Consider the following 22,964-nt stretch of genomic DNA (forward strand, 5'->3'; position numbering starts at 1 on the left):
TGGTAAGGAGACCAAAATGTTATCAGCTGTACGTCGTGCAAATTTGTACCTAAATCTATTTGGCTTTTCTAAAGTGCCTCTGATTTGGCTTTGTCATCCTAAGATCATTGCGATAGATAGCGAGCACGTTGAGGTTCGAATCCCTTTGCGAAGAAGAACAAAGAACCATTTGAATAGCATGTATTTCGGCGCTTTAGCGGTTGGGGCGGATGTAGCTGGTGGTTTTCTTGCTATGAGCAAGGCGCAAGAAAAAGGAGAAGCGATCTCTTTAGCATTTAAAGGCGTCAAAGCCGAGTTTTTAAAACGTCCGGAAGCGGATGTACACTTTGTGTGTAACGATGGTCATGTCATTGATGAGATGCTCGATCATACGTTGGCAACGGGTGAACGAGTGAATCGCGATGTAAAAATCGTCGCGTTGTGTCCTAGCTTACATGGTGACGAACCTATGGCTGAATTCTCGTTGACTCTTTCGATAAAAAAAGCAGCCCAACAAAGAAAAGAGGCTGCTTAGTGGTTTGCTGTTTTTAAAGAATATCGCTTTAATTGAGTTCAATCTGCTCAATCGAGACGATTTTGGAGCGGTTTAAGACCACTTTCCAACGATAATAAACAGGCTCATCGGTGTGGTTGTCCTCTTTGACAATCACATTGAGCAAATGACGTTTCTCTACTGACTCTTTGGTCACTTGCCCTTCATTTAAACGATAAACTCGGTTTGAGCTTTTATCCATCAAGCGGATGATAGGGCGCAAACTGATGTTCAGTGTTTCTCTTGTTTGCTCATAACCACTCAAGAATAGAGAGGTCGCCATTTCGGTTTTCTCGTGATAATGAAGTATCTGCTCTTCGCGCTGCACGACGCGCTTCTTACGTATTCTTTGAATCTTATCTGGCAAGCTACTTAACGTACGATAATCGAGCCACTCTAATTTTCTGCCGACCACTTTTTTCGTTGTTGGATCAACATACTTCTTACGCCACTTTGGCTTGCCTTTACGGATCCATCGCCACATCGCGTCGCGCAAATCATCTTTAAAGATTTCTCGTAGAGCATAAATAAATGACATCGCGATAATGAAGGACGCGGAAATTTCCCCAAGATAATCGCGAGCGAGAATCACGGTTGAGGTCACGACAACCATCACCAAGCCAGTAGCAATACCTTTGATAGCACGCTTGATGTTGTTACCCATTGATATGGTTTCTTCACGAAGCACGATAGGGTGTTCAATCAAGCGTCTTAGCAAGCGCATTTTGTTAGATAGGCGAGTCACGTCTTCAACGACTCTTGGAGAGTTGTACTTGTTGAGTTTTCGATGGGCTTGCTCTTTTTCACAGAGCGTGATCAAGCGTTTCTTAATCGTGCCATAATCGCCTTCACGCGGGAGATGAGCCACTAGAGATAAAAACTTTTGCTCGGTATACCAAGACAGATAGTTATCGATGTTAATGTAGTACCGTTTTAAGTTCTCTTCATAAGGAATAGAACGTCGCAAGCGCTTTAAGATCTCAAGCGTGAGCTCGATAACTTCGTCAACTTCATCTTCCGTTACGGAGTTGTTCTGATGCTTGTTTAAACTTGCCACCGCTTTGTCTAGCGCGATAACGTATTGGTAAGCGAACAAGCTCAAACTTACTCGGTATTGCTGATTCGACAGGCGTCCACGCTTGGCAAGTCGACTGTGTACTAGCGGTAGAAGGATTTCAGTACTGTAATAAGAGCGTTGCTGTGTGATTGAAGTGTAATAAAATTCGGATTCACTGATGATATCGGCGTTTAAACCAAGCTCACCAGGTATAAAAAAGTAAATATCTAGGTCGACACTTTTGCTCTTTGCGAGTGCATGACTGATTTTTAATGTTATTGAGTCTTGTTTATCGACGGTGACCAAAGAAAGCTCCTGACTTTGTTAAAGCATTCTTAACTTATGCGTACTGTTGAGCAGGTAAGCATAAAAGTGCTAAAAGAGTGACTGGGGCATATAGCTGAACGACAACAGCATAACAGAGCACTATGCTTTTCTCTCTGATTTTCTTGTTAGTTTAGGTATAATTCCACGTAAATTTAAAAAGAGACAAAATCAATGATTAAAATTGGTCAAATTAACAGCTTAGAAGTCATTAAAAAGGCTGATTTTGGCGTATTTCTGGATGGTGATGATTACGGTTCTGTTCTACTGCCTAATAAGTATGTACCAGAGGGTACTGAAATTGGTGATCATGTAGACGTATTTTTGTACTTCGATTCAGAAAGCCAGCTTGCTGCGACCATTGAAAGACCTATTGCCCAAGTGGGTGAATGGGGCTTAATGAAGATTGAGGGCGTCAACGCGACAGGTGCTTTTGTAAATTGGGGCATCAAAGAAAAGGATCTACTTATTCCTTTTAGTGAGCAACGCACTCGCTTCTCTGCGGGACAAACTATTCTTGTCTATGTTTACACTGACAAAGCGTCAGGCCGCATTGTTGGTACGACTAAGTTCAACAAATGGTTAGACAAAACTCCTGCGAATTATGAAGTTAACGAACAAGTTGATTTGATCATCGCAGAGCGTAGTCAACTTGGTTATAAAGCTATCGTTAACGGTAAGCATTGGGGCATGATTTTCCCATCAGATGTGTTTGGTAAGCTTTACATCGGTAAGAAACTGAAAGGCTTTATTAAGCAAATTCGTGAAGATGGTAAAATCGATCTCGCGCTACAAAAAGTCGGCGTGGCAAAAATGGACGATCTTTCTAGCAAGATTCTTGATTTGTTAGAGAAGAAAGGAGGCTTTTTACCTTTGAACGATAAGTCTTCTCCTGAAGCGATTTTTGACGCTTTCCGTACAAGTAAAGGTACTTACAAAAAGACCATTGGTGGATTGTACAAGCAGGGCAAGATTGTTATCGAGAAAGACGGCATTCGTCTGGCGTAGCCCAAGCTCACGTATAGCGGATCTGCAGCCAAAAAAACGGCCCAAACTTTTCCTTTTTTTGGGCCTAGGGGAAACGGCTCCGCAGAGCCTGCGCTAAACTTTTCCAACAATAATTTTGTTGGTGAACATAGAGAGAAATGCCATATCAAAGCATTACTTTGATACAACTAGTTTAGTACAGCGTATCCGGATCGCTAGCGAGCCCAGTTGCTTTCATACTTACGAATTAAAAAGCCATCGCAAATACGATGGCTTTTCATTTATTTATGATTCGTTACTTCTTTAAAATAAGTTCTTATCTCGTACTAATTCGCGAGGAAGACCATTCTTTATTCTGTTGCTTACCCACTTTCCAAGGCCAATGACTGCGCCTTGATAGGTGACAAGTACTTCGCCTTTACCTGTTTTCATTCCCTCAGGAATCGTTTGTGGGCGAACATCACGCCCCATGTACCATTCGCGCGCTTCTTCAATGGTTAGCTCGATGGCGTTTGCCTCAGAGCCCGTCGCTAATGCCGTTGCCACCTGATGCTGCCAACGGTAGCCATTTTTATGGGCTTCCGCGATCTTTATACCCATCCGGGAGAAGCGTAATTCGCCGATCATTGGCTCTAAAGCATTAGGGAACAACCAGACATCTTTATCGCGAAGCCATACAGAACTGTCATTCGGAAGTTCAATACCTAACGCACTTTGCAGCTGTTGGGCAATTTCAACCGATTCTTTTTTCGATGCTTTGGTAAACGGGAACTTGCCCATGCGCTTTTTGACCTTTGGTGGTTCAACAGCTGCCAGTTTACGAATTCTTGCGACAAAGAATCCTTCGCAGTCGTAGACCTGTGGAAATATATGCAAAAAACCTTCTTCAGTTAGAGCAGCATTTGCGTTTTCAAACAAGGTCTCAAGGCTTTCAAACTCAACGGCATCACCAAAGGTTTCTTTCAAGTGATGACAAACTTGTTGGTTTTCTTCGGTACTGAGTGTGCACGTTGAGTAAACTATCACACCACCGGGCTTTAGTGCATGGAAGGCACTTTCAATAAGATCTTTCTGTGTGTCAGCTATGTCGAGCACGGAAGCTTGCGTCCAGTTTTTCATTGCATCTTCGTCTTTGCGAACGGTGCCTTCGCCGGAGCAGGGCGCGTCGAGCAGAACCGCATCAAATTGTTCTGGTAGCCAACCGCCAAAAACGCGCCCATCGAAGTTACTTAGTGCGGCGTTACGTACACCACAACGTTCCACGTTGGCATGCAGCACTTTTACACGACTTGCGGCGTATTCATTGGCCACGAGAACGCCTTCATTGTTCATTAAAGCCGCGATTTGAGTGGTCTTTGATCCTGGTGCAGCTGCTGTATCTAACACGGCATCGTAAGATTCGTCATTCATAAACAGCGCAGATACTGGCATCATTGAACTGGCTTCTTGAATGTAGAGTAAGCCTGACATGTGCTCTGCAGTGTTGCCTAATGGTACAACTGACTCGTCCGCTTCAATCCAAAACCCTGTGTCACACCAAGGCACAGGAGAAAGCTTCCAGCCTTTTGCGTCTGCACGTTCTAGAAACGCTTCAACACTGATCTTCAACGTATTAACACGAATACTTTTGCGCAGTGGCTTTTGGCACGATGCGATAAAGTCTTCCATGTTGAGGTGAGCAGGAAGGATAGTTTGGATTTTTTCCAGAAACGCGTCTGGGATGTAAACATTAGGATGCAATGTGGGATCTCGTTTGCAGAATTTGTGGCAAATAATATACGAAAGCGAAGCAGAAACGAATAGTGACAAGGGCCGAGCAATAAAAAAGAGCAGCGATTGCTGCTCTTTTAAGGTACTCAAACTTCAATTGTATGTGAATTGAGCTTTATTCTACGGCTTAGGAATCGCAGTACGCCATTGAGTCCAACCTTCTTCAGCTTGTGGATACAAAAAGAAAGATTGCCCACTTTTTGCTGCTGGTGGAATAGTCGATTGCTCTGGCGTTGAAAACGCAATTCCTCCGCGAACTAAACTATCAAATGTGCCCGCTTTGATGTTCGCACCAGTAATTCCGATGGAGACATCTACTCCTGAAACATTCCAAAATACACTGTTTTGACGAACGAGGTAAGCATATTCAGGCTGTATCTTGATGGTCGTGACGACGCGATCGGCAAATTCTCCTAGGCTCACGTCGGTTACTTGGCCGACTTCCATCTGGCGGTAAAGAATAGGCGTTCCGACTTGTACTGAGCCTCGTTGTTCACTTTGTAAAGTAAACATCATGCCCTGAACACGTTCTGAACCGTTTTCCAACTGAAAATCAAATTTAGCTTTACCTTTACCTGGCTCAACACTGATGGATTTCGACACCAATGCGCCAAGGTTTTTCACGCCCCCTAAGCCAATCTCTGGCTCAGTTAGCCAAAAATGTGAGCCTTCCACCGCAATATTTTCTACGTATTCAGGTAGAACTCTTGCGGTAATTTCAACCATATTGCGACGAAAATTCGGTACAACCAGTGTGACTTCACCAACTTTGACGCCTTGATACTCAATCGGCATTCCTTTAGCAATCTCTTGCGAACCGTCGGTTTCTAAAGCAATGACGCGTCCAAACTTGCGAGCGGTTTTTTGATCTGTATATAACTTCCAGTTGTCTCCAATTTTGTTTTCAACGCCAGGAACAGAGTCAAAAGCGATGCCACCTTCGATTAATGATTTTAAAGGGTGAGCTTTCACACTCACGCCAGCTAACGATGCATCTATCTCGATCCCTGAACGGTTCCAAAAGACGGTTTGCGGTGTTACGAGGTAAGCAAAGCGGTTTTCGATGGTTGCTTTAATTAACACACCGCCATCAACCAATTGGAAATCGGAGACGTTACCAACAGGAAGATTACGATAGAGTAGAGGGCTGCCTTTGGAAATCGGCGGCAATTCAGAAGCAAACAGTGTGAGTGCTCTAGAGCCACTTTGGTTGTACTGTGCTAGTTCTGCCAATGATTCGTTTTGGAATAGTTGATACTCTTTTTGAATATCTTGCTTGCCTTCGCTTACAAAGCTAATGGACCCAGTTAACAACTGTTTTGCCGGAGGAACGGTAACGCTGAGGCCCGATTCCGTTAACTCTGCAGAGGCACTTCCGGTTACATAAAAACGGTTGTTTGATTTGATCAGGTGTTTGTATTCATGATCAATCAATACGTCCATAAATACTGCATGTTGCGATTTTTTACCTTCTTCAACTAAGCCTACGTTGATAATTGAACCGACAACGATGCCTTTGTAAAGCACGTTGGCACCGCTATCTAGGCCAAACGAGTTGTCAGACACTAAACGAATAGCGATGGACTTTTCTTGCTGTTGGTTAAAAACGTTTTTACGAATGGCAGTAAAGCGGCGAGAGCGATCACCGGCACCTGGCACAATGGTTAAGAAGTTTCCTCTCACGAGATTGGCAATGTTTTCAACACCAGAGAGGGACACTTTTGCTTCTTCTAAGACGAATCGGGTACCTGTCGTCAGCATGTCACTGAAAGCTGGTTGAATTGCCGCTGACGCTAATATCACTTCTCGCCCTTCGGATAGGTTTAAGTCTGTAACTTGGCCAATCTCGATTCCGCGATACATAATGGGTGCGCCTTCGCCACTGATTTTACTGTCATCAGGGAGGACGATTTTAACAGCGATACCTCGACCTGCAGTTTTCAAATCTTTATACAGACGGAATTCAGTATTCTCTTCTACAGGCTCACCGTCATCCGGAGAATCGACGGCGATCGCGCCTCCGAGTAGAGCACTCATGCTTTCTAGCCTTACATCGACGCCTTCAAAACCTATGCTGGCACCGATTCCACTTACGTTCCAGAACCGACTGCGGTTGTTAATGATATGTCGGTATTGATCCTGGATGTTGGCTTGAATCGTTATAGATTTTGCGTCTTCATCCAGCTGGTAGCTGTAGACTTCACCGATTGGAATTTTCTTATAAACAATTTGAGATCCAATCGACACACCACCTAAATCGCGGCTTTTGAGTTTAATGTTCAAACCTTGTGAAACGCGCAAATCTGTTGGTGCAGAGTCTAACGCATGGAACGTTGTTTCAAACTCTTGACCATCTCCAGGTTGAATCGAAATGTAATTACCCGACACGAGCGCATCGAGCCCAGAAACTCCTGTTAGGCTTGCTGTTGGTTTTACCAGCCAAAAGCGAGTTTTATCGTTCAGCAATTTTGCCGCTTCAGGGTAGATATCGGCATCAACATAAATACTGCCGAGATCTTCAGTGAGGTTAATGTCTCTCACCATACCGACTTCTAGCCCTTGGTAACGGATAGTGGTTCGCCCGGCAACCAAGCCAGCAGCGTCAGAAAAATAGATTTGCACCCGTTGTCCTGCATCGTGTATCGACTTCACCACAAGCCAGCCAGCTAAGACCATGGTCAAAATTGGCAAAAGCCAAAGAGGAGATATGCCTTTGCTCCGCTTTACATCTGGTACGTATGACGTTTGAGAACTGTTCTGATCACTCATTCATTGACTCTTTTTCTGATTGTGTTGGGCCTGTTTGGTCCCAGATTAGCCTTGGATCAATACTTTCCGCTGCAAGCATGGTCAATACCACGACAACACCAAAGGCCACGGCGCCATATCCTGGTGTGAAATCAAGTATCTGACCACGATCGACTAAGGTCATCATGATAGAAATAACAAACAAGTCCATCACAGACCATTTGCCGATCCATTTAACAACAAAGTAAACCATCATTCGTTGTCTCTTAAACACCGAACGTTTGAATTGAATGCAAAGCATGATGTAGGCAAGACCAAGTATTTTTACAACTGGCACAACAATACTGGCCACAAAAATGATCACTGCGATGCCATACATACCGCTTTTTACCAACCCAGCTACGCCTGAGAAAATAGTATCTTCCAAACGTTTGCCATTGGTCAGCAAGATGGAAATAGGAATCAAGTTGGCTGGGAAAATTGCTATCGTTGCCGCAATGAGGTAAGCCCACGTCTTTTGAATGGAGTTGGGCTTGCGATGATATAACTCGTGGTGACAACGCCGACAATGGTCACCTTCAGGTTGAGACAGGTGGCACTCATGGCAATGCACGTCTTTGTGTTCAAAGGAATAAAGGCTTTCTGGTTTCCAGGCTTCCCAGTAACGACGCACACTGATTCGAGAAACTAACAAAACGGTAAATATCTGCAAAAGAACCAGACCAATTAGCCCTGGGCCTACAAAAATGTCGGAATAATCTTGGAGTTTGAAGCAGGAAATGGCGATGCTAACTAAGAACACATCCAGCATTACCCAATGTTTCAAATGTTGAATTAGCCACAGTGAAACACGAAGCCCTCGAAACCACCGTTGATGCAGCGAGATATGTGCCGTAACCACTGAAACACAAACCGTCAGCGGCGCTAGAGAGCTACAAAATAGAATAAGCAGTGAAAGAAGAACAAAGCCTTCTTCCATCAATGTGATCATCCCTGAAGGTAGGGTTGCCGGAATCATCACACCAAAGAGTCGGATACTAATAAAGTTAAAAAAGTGTGATGGAATAAATAGCAGGATACAGGTTATCGCGACGGCTAGATTACCTGAGAGGCTAGGGCTACCGCCTCGATACAACTGTGTGCCACAACGAGGACAGTGTGCATTTTTTCCATTGGGTAAGTCGACGATATCGACAGGCAATTCGCAACCTTGGCACAAGCGCACATTATTTGGCTGCATGGCGTGCTTAGACAGAGAGGTCATAACGACCTCTCTAACTTGAACGATTTAAGCGTGGGACTGTATGCCCCCATATAAGGTTTGATATAAGCCTTCTTGCTCAACTAACTCACCATGAGTACCTGTTTGCGTCACTTTTCCATCTTCAAGCACGTAGATCAAATCGGCTTGTTTTACGGCTGATAGACGGTGCGCAACGATTAATGTTGTTCTACCACGTAAGAATTCAGTCAATGCTTTGTGCAATGCCGCTTCAGTAGCGGTATCAAGCGCAGACGTGGCTTCATCTAAAATAACAAATTGAGGATCACTCAGCACCATTCTTGCGATGGCAAGGCGTTGTCGTTGACCACCTGACAAACGAATGCCGTTACGGCCAACTTGAGTATCCAAACCGTGGTTCAGTTGAGAAATAACATCTTGCAGCTGAGCAACTTCGAGTGCTCGCCAAAGTGACATTTCGTCAAAATTCCCACCGAGCGTTAGATTATGCCTCAAGGTGTCGTTAAATAGTATAGGTTGCTGTAATACCACGGCAATTTTGTCGCGAATTACTTCAAAACCAATATCTTCTGTTAATTCATCATTAAAGCGAATGCTACCGGAGTTTTGACGATAAACCCCAATAAGTAGTTGTATTAAGGTCGACTTACCGCCTCCGCTCGCACCAACTAGCGCCACTTTCTTTCCTGCCGGTATATGTAAAGAAAGGTTATCTAGAACTTTGTTTTCATTATTATAAGAGAAGTCTACGTTTTCTACTTTAACATCGACTTCTCTGTCTTCTTTGAAAGGATTTACCTTAGGTACTGGTCTTTGTTCTTCTTCTAATACTAATAAGTCGTTGATGCGTTTTAACGCAGCTTTCGCGCTGTACCAAGAAAACTGAATGCCGAGCAGCTCTTGAACAGGAGACAACATAAACCATAGGTAACCAAAAACAGCAAAGATTTGACCAATAGTGAGGTCACTAAACATGACCATCAGCATGGCGACGGCTCTGAATAACTCAAAACCGATTAAGAAGAGTAGGAAAGAGACGCGACCTGCCGCCTCTGATTGCCACGCATACTTGTCTGCATCCACACGAACTTGGTTCGCACTGTCTTTGAGTTGTTGGAGAAATTCTCGCTCTTTATTGGCTGCGCGCAGCTGGTAAATGCCATCTAATGTTTCAACTAAACGGTTTTGGAAAATTTCAAAAGAATGATTTTCCTTCCGTTTCAGATGTTTAACCATACTTCCTAGTTTACGTGAGAAGTAAATGACAATAGGGTTAACTAGCAGAATAAATAGACCAAGTCGCCAGTCGAGCCAAAGCAGAACGATGGCAGTACCAATGACCGTTAAAAAACTGATAACGAATTTTGCTAACGTAGAACCAATAAATTTATCGATGGTTTCAATGTCAGTGATAAGGTGGGCGTTGATGCCTCCGCTGCCTTTGGTTTCGTATTGGCGGATGCTGATACGACCAAGCTTGTCGATCATTTTACTGCGCATCTCAAACGTGATCGTTTTAGAAACAAGTGTAAATTGTCGGCTTTGAAGGATATTTAACCCCTGACTTGCAGCTCGCATCAGGACGACCAAGAAAAGAGTGAAAAATATATAACCCGTCGGAGTGTGCCACGCTTCAGGGAGAATGGCATTCATAGCAGCTAAGCCTTTTGCTGGTTGGTCCAATAAAACCTCATCAACCATCAACGGCATGAGAAGGGGGATTGGAACACTAATCAAGGTTGCAAGCACCGCTATCAAGTTCGCTATGATAAGCTTGGACTTGTGCTTTTTTACTTGTGTTATCAACCAAGAACGGCTAATAGTGTCATTTTTCAGAAGCATTGTAATTGAGAATAAGTCCTATTATAAAGTAGGGCTGCATTTTAGCGCCATACAGTGAGAATGGAAGCTTTTATAGTAAGTAGGAAGTTAATATGAACATAGAACAATACCATAGACTAACCAAACAAGCCGTTGCTCTAATTGAGTCTGAGCCAGACTTTATTGCTAACCTAGCAAACTTGAGCTCACTGCTTTTCATGGAATTGGACGATCTTAACTGGGCTGGCTTTTACCTAGCAAAAGGTGAAGAGCTCGTTCTTGGTCCGTTCCAAGGAAAACCAGCTTGTGTCCGCATTCCTATGGGTCGCGGTGTCTGTGGTACTGCTGCAAAAACTAACACCATACAAAGAGTATACGACGTTCATGAATTTGAGGGACATATAGCATGCGATGCAGCGAGCAATTCAGAAATTGTGATTCCATTTTCTATTAATGGAAAGGTGGTTGGTGTCCTTGATATTGACAGCCCAAGTATTGGTCGATTCAATGAAACAGACGAAGAAGGTCTCACTCATTTCATGGCTGAAGTAGAAAAGCTGCTTAATTCACACGCGAACGACGCATAAATTAGCCTTCGAGTGTGGTTTTTCCTTGGCATGTCACTATAATACGAGAATATTTTTTCTTAATGCTCGCGGAAATCCGCTCAAATCAGGACCCCTCATGACTGAAAAGTTAAAAAACAGCAAAGAAGTTATTGCATATATTGCTGAATGTTTCCCTAAGTGCTTTACTTTAGAAGGTGAAGCAAAACCTCTGAAAATTGGTATTTTTCAAGATCTTGCGGAACGTCTAAGTGAAGACGAAAAAGTAAGCAAAACACAGCTTCGTGCAGCGTTAAGACAGTACACTTCATCATGGCGTTACCTACATGGTGTAAAACCAGGTGCAGTACGTGTAGACCTAGACGGCAACCCTTGTGGTGAGCTAGAAGAAGAGCACGTTGAACACGCGAAAGCGACACTTGCAGAAAGCAAGGCAAAAGTTCAAGCTCGTCGTAAAGAACAAGCACAAAAAGCTCGTGAAGAGGGTAAGGCGAAAGCGAAACCAGCGGCTAAAAAGCCTCAACAGCCTCGTCGTACTAACAAACCAAAAGTACAAAAAACAACTAAGCCTGTAGAAACGCGCGCTCTAAATGCTGACGAAATCACAGTAGGTAACGCAGTTAACGTGAACATGGGCAAAGGAAACATGGCAGCGACCATTGTTGAGATCAATAAGGATGATGTACGTGTTCAACTTGCTAACGGCCTACAAATGGTTGTGAAAGCGGAGCACTTGCGCGCATAAAGGAGATACTCCTACGCATGAATTGCCGTTCAAAAGTGACACTGATTGCTGCTAGCTTATGGCTAGCAGCATCAGCTCAGGCTCTCGAAGCCAAACTACATAAAGATGACTTGCCGGTTCTCGCTCCTGAAGTTCAGCACGAAACAGCTAGCAAACGAGTCACCTCTCGATTTACCCGCTCTCATTATAAGCATTTCAGCCTCAATGATGATTTCTCCAAAGCGATCTTTGAACGCTATGTAGAATTGCTTGATTATAATAGAAATATTTTTACTCAAGCGGACATCGACTCTTTTAAAGACTGGTCAATTGAGCTTGATGATCAGCTAAAAGCTGGTAACAACCAAATTGCTTTTGATGTTTATAACCTCTCAATGCAAAAGCGTTTCGAGCGCTTTGCTTATGCGTTAACGCTACTCGACGAAGAGATCAAGTTTGATACTGATGACGAGATAGAGTTAGACCGTTCTGAAGCTGCATGGCCAAAAGACGAAGTGGAGCTCAACGAGTTATGGCGTAAGCGCGTGAAATATGACGCGTTAAATCTGAAACTGACTGGCAAAGAATGGCCAGAGATTAAAGAAGTTTTAGAGAAGCGTTATAACAACGCGATGAAGCGGATCACACAGACTAATAACGAAGATGCATTCCAGTTATATATGAATGCCTTCGCCCGACAAGTCGACCCTCATACTAGCTACCTTTCTCCACGTAATGCTGAGCAATTCCAATCGGAAATGAACCTATCTCTGGAAGGCATTGGTGCTGTTTTACAAATGACTGACGATTACACAGTAATTCGTTCACTTGTTGTTGGTGGCCCTGCGTCGAAGAGCAAGCAGCTTGGCGAAGGGGATCGAATCATCGGTGTTGGACAAGACGGTGAAGAGATTGTCGACGTGATCGGTTGGCGTCTGGATGATGTAGTTCAATTAATCAAAGGCCCAAAAGGCACAAAGGTTAATCTACAGATCTTGCCAGAAGGTAACGATGCGAAGAGTTACATTGTCACAATTGTTCGTGACAAAGTTCGCCTAGAAGATCGCGCAGTTAAGTCGGAGATCATCGAAAAAGATGGTAAGAAGATTGGTATTTTAGAAGTGCCAAGTTTCTACGTCGGTTTGTCGAAAGATACCGATAAACTGCTTGCTGAGTTAAAAACCAAAAACGTTGACGGCGTAATCGTTGATCTACGTAACAACGGTGGTGGTGCATTAACGGAAGCGACAGCATTAACAGGATTATTCATTAAAGAAGGTCCTGTTGTTCAAGTTCGTGACAGCTATGGTCGTATTAAGGTGAACGCCGATACTGACGGAAAAGTGAGCTACGATGGTCCACTGACGGTGTTGATTAACCGCTACAGTGCTTCGGCGTCTGAAATTTTCGCCGCAGCGATGCAAGATTATAATCGTGCCATTATTTTAGGTGAAAATTCTTTCGGCAAAGGTACGGTTCAACAGCATCGTTCACTGAATCATATCTACGATCTTTTCGATAAAGAGCTAGGCTACGTTCAGTACACGATTCAGAAGTTCTACCGTATTGACGGTGGAAGTACGCAAAATCGTGGTGTTGCACCCGATATTTCGTACCCAACACCAATTGAAGCTTCTGAAACGGGTGAAAGTGTAGAAGACAATGCACTACCTTGGGATCAGATTGATAAAGCAAAATATCAAACCTTCCCAAGCAACGAAGCACTAGTTGAAAAACTCACCGCTCTTCATAACAAGCGTATTTCTGATGAGATGGAATTCCGTTTCATCAATGAAGACATAGAGAAGTATCGTAAAGAAAAAGACGATAATATGTTGTCTTTGAACGAGAAAGTTCGTAAGGCTGAATCGGATAAAGCGGAAGCACTTCGTTTGCAACGCATCAATGAGCGTCAAGCTGCTTTAGGTAAGGAAGCATTCAAAACATTGGATGATATACCTAAAGATTATGAAGCGCCTGATGTTTATTTAGATGAGTCTGTCGCGATTATGGTTGATCTGCTCAAGCAGAAAAATCAGTCATAATAACTGGCAATTCAAAGTAAAAAGAGTGAGTCTTTCAGGCTCACTCTTTTTTTATGTCTTTTCATCTTTGTTTGTATTGAGTATCAAGTAAGATATTCGCTTATTTTTTCCCAATAATTTACGTGATCTACATCTAAAATTTCGCGAAAGTGAGGACTACTGCCTAAGCTAAAAGAAAACGATAAGGATGCCGATATGAAATGGTTCTTTATTTTACTTAGCTTTTGCTGCTTTAGTGTGTTTAGCGGAGAAAACACCAGAGAAGATGAATTAAGTCACTTTGACACGCCGTTTCTCATCGGAGACTGGTATTTAATGAACCCAAACCCCGAAGAGTCGGCTGAAAATTTTCGTGCGATAAAACTGTCACTGGGTTCCGACTACAGCTTTTCTATTGATATTCAAAAGAAAGATTATTCTGTCGATCATTGGGAAGGATTGTATAACGCCAATGAAGACACCATCGTTCTTGGCTTAAACACAGATGAGCCGCAAATTTATGCCTATCGCAATAATCACAATACACTTGATCTTAATGGTGTGACTTTTACTAAAGGGTTGTCTAACTCGCTAGCGGGCATATGGTCTAGCTCTTATGTATCCGGAGATGGCCTTGTGGCAAACAACATCAACCATATGGATTTGATACTTCAACCTGACTTCGTGTTTATGTTTCGGGTATCCAACGAAGAAGGGGATGAATCAATCAAGCAAGGTGTTTTCTACACAGAAGATGAATATTTAGTCTTGCTCTATGAAAATGGCGAGCACGGGACCACCTATAAGCTCAACAAAAATGAATTAACGATTGAAGATTCAAATGGCGATATGTACGCGGTACTTAATCGGGTAACGCCTTGATAGCTTATCTTGCTACGACAAATTACGCGAGCATACGGTAAATTGTCAATGTTGTTTAAATGTTAATCAAAAAACGGAGCTAGAGCACTAAAAGCTCCGTTTTTTGATGGAAAGACTTGTATTCTGATACCACAACCCCTACAAATAGCTTATATAGTGATACCAGAACTGCATTTTTGATCATGCAGTCTGGTATTTTTGTTGTTCGACATACAAGGATTTATGCTCATGTCCCAAGCTCCCCAGGCCAAATATCGTAAAGATTATCAAGAGCCATCTCACGCGATTACCGATATCGATCTTACGTTTGATCTTTATGACAATGACACCATCGTTACGGCGATATCAAAGGTTGTTCAAAAAGGCGATATAACAACGCTAGAACTCGATGGCGAAGGGCTTGAGCTACGCGCTGTAAAAGTAAATGGTGAGGATTGGGCTCATCACGAAGTGAAAGAATCATCGCTTGTACTGACCGATCTTCCATCCGAGTTTGAACTTGAAATCGTCACCAAAATTGATCCTGAAGCGAATACAGCACTCGAAGGTTTGTACAAATCAGGCGGCGCATTTTGTACTCAGTGTGAGGCCGAGGGCTTCCGTCGTATTACTTATTATTTAGATCGTCCTGATGTTCTGGCAAAGTACACGACAAAAGTGATCGCAGATAAAGCCGCTTATCCATATTTGCTGAGCAATGGTAACCGAATTGCAGAAGGCGATGCAGAGAACGGTCGTCATTGGGTTCAATGGCAGGACCCGCATCCAAAGCCAGCTTACTTGTTTGCTCTTGTCGCAGGGGACTTTGACGTACTGCGTGACAAATACATAACGATGTCAGGTCGCAGTGTTAATTTAGAAATCTTTGTTGATAAAGGTAACTTAGATCGTGCAGGCCATGCGATGACATCGCTGATCAACTCGATGAAGTGGGATGAAGAACGCTTTGGCCTTGAATATGATCTGGATATTTACATGATCGTTGCCGTTGATTTCTTCAATATGGGCGCAATGGAAAACAAAGGCCTAAACATCTTTAACTCAAAGTATGTTCTGGCGAATAACCAAACGGCGACGGATCGTGACTACTTAGGTATCGAAGCTGTAATCGGTCATGAGTACTTCCACAACTGGACTGGCAACCGTGTCACTTGCCGTGACTGGTTCCAACTAAGTCTAAAAGAAGGCTTAACCGTATTCCGTGACCAAGAATTCTCTTCTGACTTAGGCTCTCGCGCAGATAATCGCATCGATAACGTACGTATCATCCGTGGCCCTCAGTTTGCAGAAGATGCAAGCCCAATGTCTCACCCGATTCGTCCTGACAAAGTCATTGAGATGAATAACTTCTACACGCTAACAGTGTATGAAAAGGGCAGCGAAGTTATTCGCATGTACCATACACTCCTTGGCGAAGAGGGCTTCCAAAAAGGGATGAAACTTTACTTTGAGCGTCACGATGGTACTGCTGCCACATGTGAAGACTTTGTTTCTGCAATGGAAGATGCCACCGGTGTCGATTTAAAACAATTCCGTCTATGGTACAGCCAGTCTGGTACACCGACGCTGCGCGTAAATAGCGAATACAATGCCAATGCAAAAACTTACGCACTAACGGTAGAGCAATTTACGGAGCCAACGCAAGACCAGGCTGAGAAGCAAGCGCTGCACATTCCGTTTGATATCGAGCTGTACGATTCGAAAGGTCACGTTATCCCGTTGCTGATTAACGGTGAATCTGTTCATAACGTATTAGATATTAAACAAGATAAGCAAACGTTCGTATTCGAGAATGTTGAAGAACAACCAGTGCCATCTTTGTTGCGTGAATTTTCGGCACCAGTAAAACTAGAGTACGACTACAGTGATGATGAATTAGTCTTCTTGATGAAACACGCGACGAATGACTTTGCTCGTTGGGATGCAAGCCAAATGCTATTGGCTAAGTACATTCGTCAGAACGTGAAAAACGTTCAAGCCGGACAAGAAGTATCGCTTTCTGAAGGCGTGATAGATGCGTTTCGTGGTGTGCTATTGGATGAGACGCTTGAGCCAGCTTTCATTGCTCAAGTTTTCTCTTTGCCTTCAATTAATGAGATTACTGGCTGGTACCAGCAAATTGACATCGATGCCGTAGACAAAGTTCTAAACAGCATTACAGTGTCACTTTCTCAAGAGTTAGAAGATGAGCTAAGTGCAACTTATCATACACTGAAGCAAACAGAGTACACGATCGATCATGCTGCGATTGGCAAGCGTGCATTGCGAAACCGTTGTCTGCAATACCTAGCACATACGGAAAAAGGTAATGATATAGTGAAAGCACAATACGCATCTGCAAATAACATGACAGATACGATTGCAGCGATGAGTGCGGCAAATAGTGCACAGCTTGAGTGTCGTGAAGTTCTAATGGCAGATTATAGCGATAAATGGAAGCACGATGGTTTGGTTATGGACAAGTGGTTTGCACTTCAAGGTAGCAATCCTGCAGAGGATGCACTTGAAAAAGTGAAAGCTACCATGAACCACGAAGCATTTAGTTTGAAGAACCCGAACCGTACGCGCAGTTTGATTGGCTCGTTCTTAAGTGCTAACCCTGTGCGTTTCCATGATAAATCCGGTGCAGGTTACCAATTTGCAGGAGAAATCCTTCGCCAACTTAATGATTCGAACCCACAAGTCGCATCTAGAATGATTGATCCTTTGCTTAAGTTCCGTAAATACGATGAAGGTCGCCAAGCTTTGATCAAAGCAGAACTTGAAAAGCTTAAAGCAATGGATAATCTTGCTAAAGACTTATTCGAAAAAGTGACTAAAGCACTAGACGAATAGTAAACAACACAATAGGGTGGTCATTAAGGCCACCTTATTGTTTATGTCACTTAGTTTTTACTTCATGAACTATTACTACTTCAACCTCAACATTTCATATCAAACGTTTTTATCCCATTATTCTGGCGCGGCAAGTGTTGTTCAAGTCGTCACACATAACGGTTTACGTTTGCAGTTACCCGCCGCACGATTCAGACCATTTCTTAGTCAATTAGGCATTAAAGGCCAGTTTAGACTAACAACTGACCAAAATAATAAGTTTCTTAAGTTAGAAACTCTGTGATGCATTGTATTTGCAGAGAGTTAAATAGGAATCTTAGTCACAGAATCGGACATTTCACCTCTTACCACCACGATTAGTTGTTAAACATTTGTAATTATGCTTTTACAATGGGCACATGCATTACCTATGCTTAGTTTCTAAGGTAACAACCTAGCTACTAAGTCCCCCTACAAAACAACAATTCTAATGTGGAGTGTGAATATGACCGCGCGTGAAAATGTAGTGCCGGTTCTGCTTGAAAAAGTTTACCAACTGATTCAAGACAAACTCGAGCTTTCTCACCAAACGCTTGTAACTAAACTTGCTCAACACTTATTCAGTAACATTGCTGATGATGACCTGATTCAGCGAAACGAATCCGATCTTTATGGTGCTGTCGTCAGCCTTTGGCACCATATCAATGAAAAAAAACCAGAAGAGATTTCGGTACGAGTATTTAACCCGACCGTAAGTCGTCAAGGCTGGCAATCCACACACACAATCGTAGAAATTGTTGTTCCAGATAGTCCATTCTTAGTGGACTCAGTCAAAATGGCTTTAGCGCGTTTGGACCTTGTTTGCCACCTAATGTTAAACAACCCAACACAGATACAGCGTGATAAAAAAGGCCAAGTTACCGACGTAAACGGTGAGGGTGGTGTTCTTCAATCACTGTTCCATATCGAGGTAGACCGCCTTACTAGTAAAGAAGAGATGCAAGCGCTTAAAGAAGAGCTGTTAAAAATTCTATCTGACACTCGTTTAGTCGTTGATGACTGGAAGCAAATGGTTGATAAGCTTAAGCTTGTGACTGATGAACTTGAGAAAAATAAAGATCGTGTTTCTATCCAAACGGATCGTATGGACGAAACGATCGCATTTCTTCGTTGGCTAGAAGATCATAATTTTACCTTTATGGGTTACAAAGATTATGACTTAGAAGAAGTCAATGGTGATACCGAGCTTGTTCCTGCTAAAGAAAAAGGACTTGGTCTATTTGCTGATGACAAGCGTGTGCGTAGCGTCAAGCTATCTGAGCTTTCAGATTCAGCGCGGTTAGAAGCGAAAAAGCCATACGCTCTGATCATCACAAAAGGTAACAAAGCATCTCGTATTCACCGTCCAGCTTATACTGATTACATCGGTATTAAGAAGTTTGATGAAAACGGTAAAGTAATAGGTGAGCATCGCTTTACTGGTCTATATACCTCTGCCGTGTATAACCAAGCGGTACAAAGCATCCCTCTGATCCGTGAAAAAGTGGACCGTATCCTTGAAGCGAGCGGATATCGTCACGGATCGTATTCATACAAAGCATTGCACAATATCTTAGAAAACTACCCACGCGATGAACTACTTCAAGCAAATGAAGAAGAGCTGCTTGAGGTGGGTATGGGTGTTGTACAAATGCAAGATCGTGACCTACTGCGTTTATTTGTTCGTAAGGACCCATTTGGTCGTTTCTTTAGCTGCATGGTTTATGTCACTAAAGATCGTTACAACACAGAGTTACGTCGTCAAACTCAACGCATTCTTAAGCAGTACTTTGGTTGCGAGCAAGAGGTTGAATTTACAACGTTCTTCTCAGAAAGCCCACTAGCGAGAACACATTACATTGTTCGTGTAGACAATAACAACATTGACGTAGACGTGAAAAAGATCGAGCAAAACCTAATGGAAGTTTCTACCTCTTGGGATGACAGACTAAAAGAATCCATCATTGCTAACTTTGGTGAAAGCAAAGGCCTTCCTCTTTCAAAAGAATACATGAGTGCGTTCCCTCGCTCATATAAAGAGGACATGATGCCAGGTTCTGCGGTTGCAGATATTGAACGCTTAGAAGCGTTAAGTGATGATAATAAACTTGGCATGTTGTTCTACCGACCTCAAGAAGAGGGGGCGGATTCAAAAGCTGTTCGCTTGAAGTTATACCACCGCGATGAGCCAATCCATCTTTCTGACGTAATGCCAATGCTTGAAAACCTTGGCTTACGAGTGATCGGTGAATCACCGTATGAGATCGAGAAAAATAACGGACAGACATTCTGGATCCTTGATTTCTCTATGCTGCATAAGAGCGAGAAAACGGTTGATCTTCGTGAGGCTCGTGATCGTTTCCAACAAGCATTTGCCGCAATTTGGGCGGGCAACCTTGAAAGTGATGGTTTTAACCGATTGGTACTAGGTGCGTCGCTATCTGGGCGTGAGATTTCCATTCTTCGTGCTTATGCTCGATACATGCGCCAAGTCGGTTTCCCATTCAGTCAACAATACATCGAAGACACGCTAAGCCACTACCCAGACTTAGCAACAGGTCTAGTCAAGCTGTTCACCAAGCGATTCGATCCGAAACACAAAGGCAGTGAAAAAGGCCAAAACGATCTGATTAAAAAGCTAACAGAGCAGTTGGATCGTGTAGAGAGCTTGGATGATGATCGTATTATTCGTCGTTACATCGACATGATCATGGCGACACTTCGTACTAACTACTATCAATTAGACGAAAGCAAGCAACCTAAGCCTTGGTTATCTTTGAAAATGAAACCGAGCGATATTCCAGAGATTCCGCAGCCTGTACCCGCGTTCGAGATCTTTGTGTACGCACCAGATATTGAGGGTGTTCACCTTCGTGGCGGAAAAGTGGCTCGTGGTGGTTTACGTTGGTCAGATCGTCAAGAAGATTTCCGTACAGAGATTCTTGGTCTCGTAAAAGCTCAGCAAGTTAAGAACACCGTTATCGTACCTGTGGGTGCAAAAGGCGGCTTTGTTTGTAAACGCCAGCCATCTCTCACAACCCGTGATGAGATCTTTGCTGAAGGCCAACGTTGTTACAAACGATTTATTCGTGCGCTACTTGATGTTTCAGATAACATCATTGAAGGTGAAGTCGTGCCACCACAAAACGTTGTGCGCCATGACGAAGATGACCCATACCTAGTAGTGGCTGCAGATAAAGGCACAGCAACATTCTCAGATCTAGCGAACTCTGTTTCTGCAGAGTACAACTTCTGGTTAGGTGACGCATTTGCTTCAGGTGGTTCAAATGGTTACGACCACAAAGCGATGGGTATCACTGCAAAAGGTGGTTGGGAATCTGTTAAGCGTCACTTCCGTGAAATGGGCATCAACTGCCAGACCACTGACTTTACCGCAATCGGTGTAGGTGATATGGCAGGTGACGTGTTCGGTAACGGTATGCTGTTATCGAAGCACATTCGATTGCAAGCTGCCTTTAACCACATGCACATCTTTATTGATCCAAATCCAGATTCAGCCACCAGCTGGGAAGAGCGTAACCGCTTGTTTAATCTGCCAAGATCAAGCTGGGAAGATTACAATAAAGATTTGATCTCTCAAGGTGGTGGCATCTTCTCTCGTCGATCAAAATCGATCCAGTTGACACCAGAAATTCAGAAAATGTTAGGTACTAAGAAAGCATCTTTAGCGCCTAATGATCTGATTAAGATGATCTTGAAAATGAAAGTCGATCTGCTTTGGAATGGTGGTATCGGCACTTACGTTAAAGCCTCGACAGAAACTCATACGGATGTTGGTGACCGCGCTAACGACATGCTGCGCATTGACGGCCGTGACTTAAGAGCAAAAGTAGTTGGCGAAGGCGGTAACTTGGGTATGACTCAGCTTGGTCGTATTGAATACGCACTGACTGGCGGCCGAGTGAACACAGACTTCGTTGATAACGTGGGTGGCGTTGACTGTTCGGATAATGAAGTCAACATCAAGATCTTCCTTAATGGACTGGTTTCAAATGGCGATCTTACGGTTAAGCAACGTAACCAAATTCTAGAGTCTATGGAAGACGAAGTGGGTGAAATTGTATTAGATGATGCTTACCGTCAGTCGGAGTCGATCTCCGTGACTGAACAGCAAGGTGTTGGCATTGTTAAGGAACAAATTCGATTCATCCATACCATGGAAAAAGCAGGGTACTTGGATCGTGCTCTCGAATACATCCCTGATGATGAAACGCTAATCGAGCGTGAAAAACAGGGACTAGGTCTGACTCGCCCTGAGCTATCAGTGTTAGTTGCCTACGGTAAAATGGTACTTAAACAGCAACTTGTTACGGATGAAATCGCGAATGATGAATTCCATGCGAAACAGCTTGTTGAATATTTCCCAAGTGCGTTACGACGTAACTATAAAGATCAAATGGTTAATCACCCACTGCGAGCTGAAATTATCGCTACAGCATTGGCTAACCAGATGGTTAATGAAATGGGCTGTAATTTCGTCACTCGTTTGCAAGAAGAAACCGGTGCAAGTGTTGTCGATGTTGCTAACGCATACAGTGCGGCTCGTGAAATTTTCGATCTAGAAGCAATTCTTAAGCAGACTCGTGAACTCGATAATATCGCCACAGCTCAAGCTCAGTACGAAATCATGTTTTATGTTCGTCGAGCACTACGTCGAATTGCACGTTGGTTGCTTCGCAACCGCAGTGGTAAATGCACAGTTGGTGAGCTGATTGCTATCTACAAGCAAGATGTCAATGTTATCACTGAAACCTTAGACACTATGCTGGTTGAGTCTGAAGTAGAAGAACACAATGAACTTGCTCAAGGGTGGATTGAGAAAGGGGTAGAAGAGAAACTTGCACATCAAGTCGCTCGTTTATCCAGCTTACAATCTGCACTGGATATCTCATCAGTGGCGAGTGAAACAGGTAAAACGGTTGAGCAAGCATCGAAGCTCTACTTTAACTTAGGTGACCGTTTGTCGTTACACTGGTTCTTGAAGCAAATTAACAGCCAAGCCGTTGATAATAACTGGCAGGCACTGGCAAGAGCTGCATTCCGAGAAGATCTGGACTGGCAACAACGTCAACTTACGGCTCAGGTATTAAATTGCGGCTGTGCAACGGAAGAGCTAGACGTGATGAAAGCGTTAGAAGATTGGATGGAAACTAACGAGCAATCACTGCACCGTTGGGAAAGCATCTTGAATGAGTTCAAAGTTGGCTCTGTCCACGAATTTGCTAAGTTTTCTGTAGCACTTCGAGAATTAGTACTCTTGAATCTCAACTGTTCGTCGAAAGAGTAGATGAGTTAGTCAAATTGTAAGTAAAAGCCTCGTTATTTAGCGAGGCTTTTTTGTTGCTCATCTTTTCTATTATAGCGCCGAGTGAGTTACAGCGTAACGGAGCGGGGAAGTTAAAATAGGCTGAA

At 43.3% G+C, this 22,964-nt stretch carries 14 protein-coding genes; 9 read left to right on the forward strand and 5 right to left on the reverse strand.

Features of this window, described 5'->3' with window-relative positions; translation table 11 throughout:
• Positions 1 to 16: 16 nt before the first annotated feature.
• Positions 17 to 514 carry a DUF4442 domain-containing protein gene (locus ACWPOD_RS08565; RefSeq protein WP_005396564.1) on the forward strand — a complete coding sequence of 166 codons (498 nt, stop codon included), beginning with the start codon at positions 17 to 19 and terminating at the stop codon, positions 512 to 514.
• 28 nt (positions 515 to 542) lie between these two features.
• On the opposite strand, the gene ACWPOD_RS08570 is transcribed toward ACWPOD_RS08565, so the two are convergent.
• Positions 543 to 1,895: a hypothetical protein gene (locus ACWPOD_RS08570; protein WP_456231784.1), complete on the reverse strand. Its 1,353-nt coding sequence runs from the start codon at positions 1,893 to 1,895 to the stop codon at positions 543 to 545.
• Positions 1,896 to 2,087: 192 nt separating this feature from the next.
• On the opposite strand from ACWPOD_RS08570, the gene ACWPOD_RS08575 reads away from it, so the two are divergent.
• Entirely contained in the window at positions 2,088 to 2,921 is an 834-nt protein-coding gene (locus ACWPOD_RS08575; protein ID WP_005396561.1) for a CvfB family protein, read from the forward strand.
• Positions 2,922 to 3,203: 282 nt separating this feature from the next.
• Here ACWPOD_RS08575 and rsmF read toward each other — a convergent pair whose 3' ends face one another.
• From rsmF to ACWPOD_RS08595, 4 genes are all read right to left on the reverse strand, one after another.
• Positions 3,204 to 4,640 carry a 16S rRNA (cytosine(1407)-C(5))-methyltransferase RsmF gene (gene rsmF, locus ACWPOD_RS08580; protein WP_167426559.1) on the reverse strand — a complete coding sequence of 479 codons (1,437 nt, stop codon included), beginning with the start codon at positions 4,638 to 4,640 and terminating at the stop codon, positions 3,204 to 3,206.
• A 150-nt stretch (positions 4,641 to 4,790) separates the two neighbouring features.
• Complete coding sequence (locus ACWPOD_RS08585) at positions 4,791 to 7,439, reverse strand: PqiB family protein (RefSeq protein ID WP_167426560.1); 2,649 nt, start codon at positions 7,437 to 7,439, stop codon at positions 4,791 to 4,793.
• A complete protein-coding gene (locus ACWPOD_RS08590) occupies positions 7,432 to 8,682 on the reverse strand; it encodes a paraquat-inducible protein A (RefSeq protein ID WP_109168316.1) in 1,251 nt (416 codons plus the stop codon). Before ACWPOD_RS08590 ends, ACWPOD_RS08585 begins: the two co-directional genes overlap by 8 nt.
• 24 nt (positions 8,683 to 8,706) lie before the next feature.
• Positions 8,707 to 10,503 (reverse strand): ABC transporter ATP-binding protein, encoded by a 1,797-nt coding sequence (locus ACWPOD_RS08595; protein WP_053807440.1) that lies wholly within the window; start codon positions 10,501 to 10,503, stop codon positions 8,707 to 8,709.
• Positions 10,504 to 10,595: 92 nt separating this feature from the next.
• Between ACWPOD_RS08595 and ACWPOD_RS08600 the strand changes: the two genes are divergently transcribed.
• The 7 genes from ACWPOD_RS08600 (at position 10,596) to ACWPOD_RS08630 (ending at position 22,839) form a co-directional block, all read left to right on the forward strand.
• A complete protein-coding gene (locus ACWPOD_RS08600) occupies positions 10,596 to 11,069 on the forward strand; it encodes a GAF domain-containing protein (protein WP_046876215.1) in 474 nt (157 codons plus the stop codon).
• Between the two features lie 97 nt (positions 11,070 to 11,166).
• Entirely contained in the window at positions 11,167 to 11,793 is a 627-nt protein-coding gene (gene proQ / locus ACWPOD_RS08605) for an RNA chaperone ProQ (protein WP_046876216.1), read from the forward strand.
• Between the two features lie 17 nt (positions 11,794 to 11,810).
• Complete coding sequence (prc, locus tag ACWPOD_RS08610; RefSeq protein WP_225461688.1) at positions 11,811 to 13,817, forward strand: carboxy terminal-processing peptidase; 2,007 nt, start codon at positions 11,811 to 11,813, stop codon at positions 13,815 to 13,817.
• A gap of 195 nt (positions 13,818 to 14,012) precedes the next feature.
• Entirely contained in the window at positions 14,013 to 14,678 is a 666-nt protein-coding gene (locus tag ACWPOD_RS08615) for a hypothetical protein (protein WP_005396553.1), read from the forward strand.
• A gap of 228 nt (positions 14,679 to 14,906) precedes the next feature.
• Complete coding sequence (pepN, locus tag ACWPOD_RS08620; protein ID WP_456231785.1) at positions 14,907 to 17,513, forward strand: aminopeptidase N; 2,607 nt, start codon at positions 14,907 to 14,909, stop codon at positions 17,511 to 17,513.
• Positions 17,514 to 17,577: 64 nt separating this feature from the next.
• Positions 17,578 to 17,796, forward strand: coding sequence for a DUF2835 domain-containing protein (locus ACWPOD_RS08625; RefSeq protein WP_046876238.1), 219 nt, complete (start codon positions 17,578 to 17,580; stop codon positions 17,794 to 17,796).
• A gap of 201 nt (positions 17,797 to 17,997) precedes the next feature.
• The gene (locus ACWPOD_RS08630) at positions 17,998 to 22,839 is read left to right on the forward strand and encodes an NAD-glutamate dehydrogenase (RefSeq protein ID WP_104974092.1); all 4,842 of its coding nucleotides are present in this window, start codon (positions 17,998 to 18,000) and stop codon (positions 22,837 to 22,839) included.
• Positions 22,840 to 22,964: the final 125 nt, after the last annotated feature.

This window comes from Vibrio sp. JZG120, from assembly GCF_053890955.1.

Bases quoted from the DNA above. Each gene is read 5' to 3' on its own strand.
- ACWPOD_RS08565 (WP_005396564.1), top strand. From the start codon at position 17: ATGTTATCAGCTGTACGTCGTGCAAATTTGTACCTAAATCTATTTGGC.
- ACWPOD_RS08575 (WP_005396561.1), top strand. From the start codon at position 2,088: ATGATTAAAATTGGTCAAATTAACAGCTTAGAAGTCATTAAAAAGGCT.
- ACWPOD_RS08585 (WP_167426560.1), bottom strand. From the start codon at position 7,439: ATGAGTGATCAGAACAGTTCTCAAACGTCATACGTACCAGATGTAAAG.
- ACWPOD_RS08590 (WP_109168316.1), bottom strand. From the start codon at position 8,682: ATGACCTCTCTGTCTAAGCACGCCATGCAGCCAAATAATGTGCGCTTG.
- ACWPOD_RS08595 (WP_053807440.1), bottom strand. From the start codon at position 10,503: ATGCTTCTGAAAAATGACACTATTAGCCGTTCTTGGTTGATAACACAA.
- ACWPOD_RS08600 (WP_046876215.1), top strand. From the start codon at position 10,596: ATGAACATAGAACAATACCATAGACTAACCAAACAAGCCGTTGCTCTA.
- proQ (WP_046876216.1), top strand. From the start codon at position 11,167: ATGACTGAAAAGTTAAAAAACAGCAAAGAAGTTATTGCATATATTGCT.
- prc (WP_225461688.1), top strand. From the start codon at position 11,811: ATGAATTGCCGTTCAAAAGTGACACTGATTGCTGCTAGCTTATGGCTA.
- ACWPOD_RS08615 (WP_005396553.1), top strand. From the start codon at position 14,013: ATGAAATGGTTCTTTATTTTACTTAGCTTTTGCTGCTTTAGTGTGTTT.
- pepN (WP_456231785.1), top strand. From the start codon at position 14,907: ATGTCCCAAGCTCCCCAGGCCAAATATCGTAAAGATTATCAAGAGCCA.
- ACWPOD_RS08625 (WP_046876238.1), top strand. From the start codon at position 17,578: ATGAACTATTACTACTTCAACCTCAACATTTCATATCAAACGTTTTTA.
- ACWPOD_RS08630 (WP_104974092.1), top strand. From the start codon at position 17,998: ATGACCGCGCGTGAAAATGTAGTGCCGGTTCTGCTTGAAAAAGTTTAC.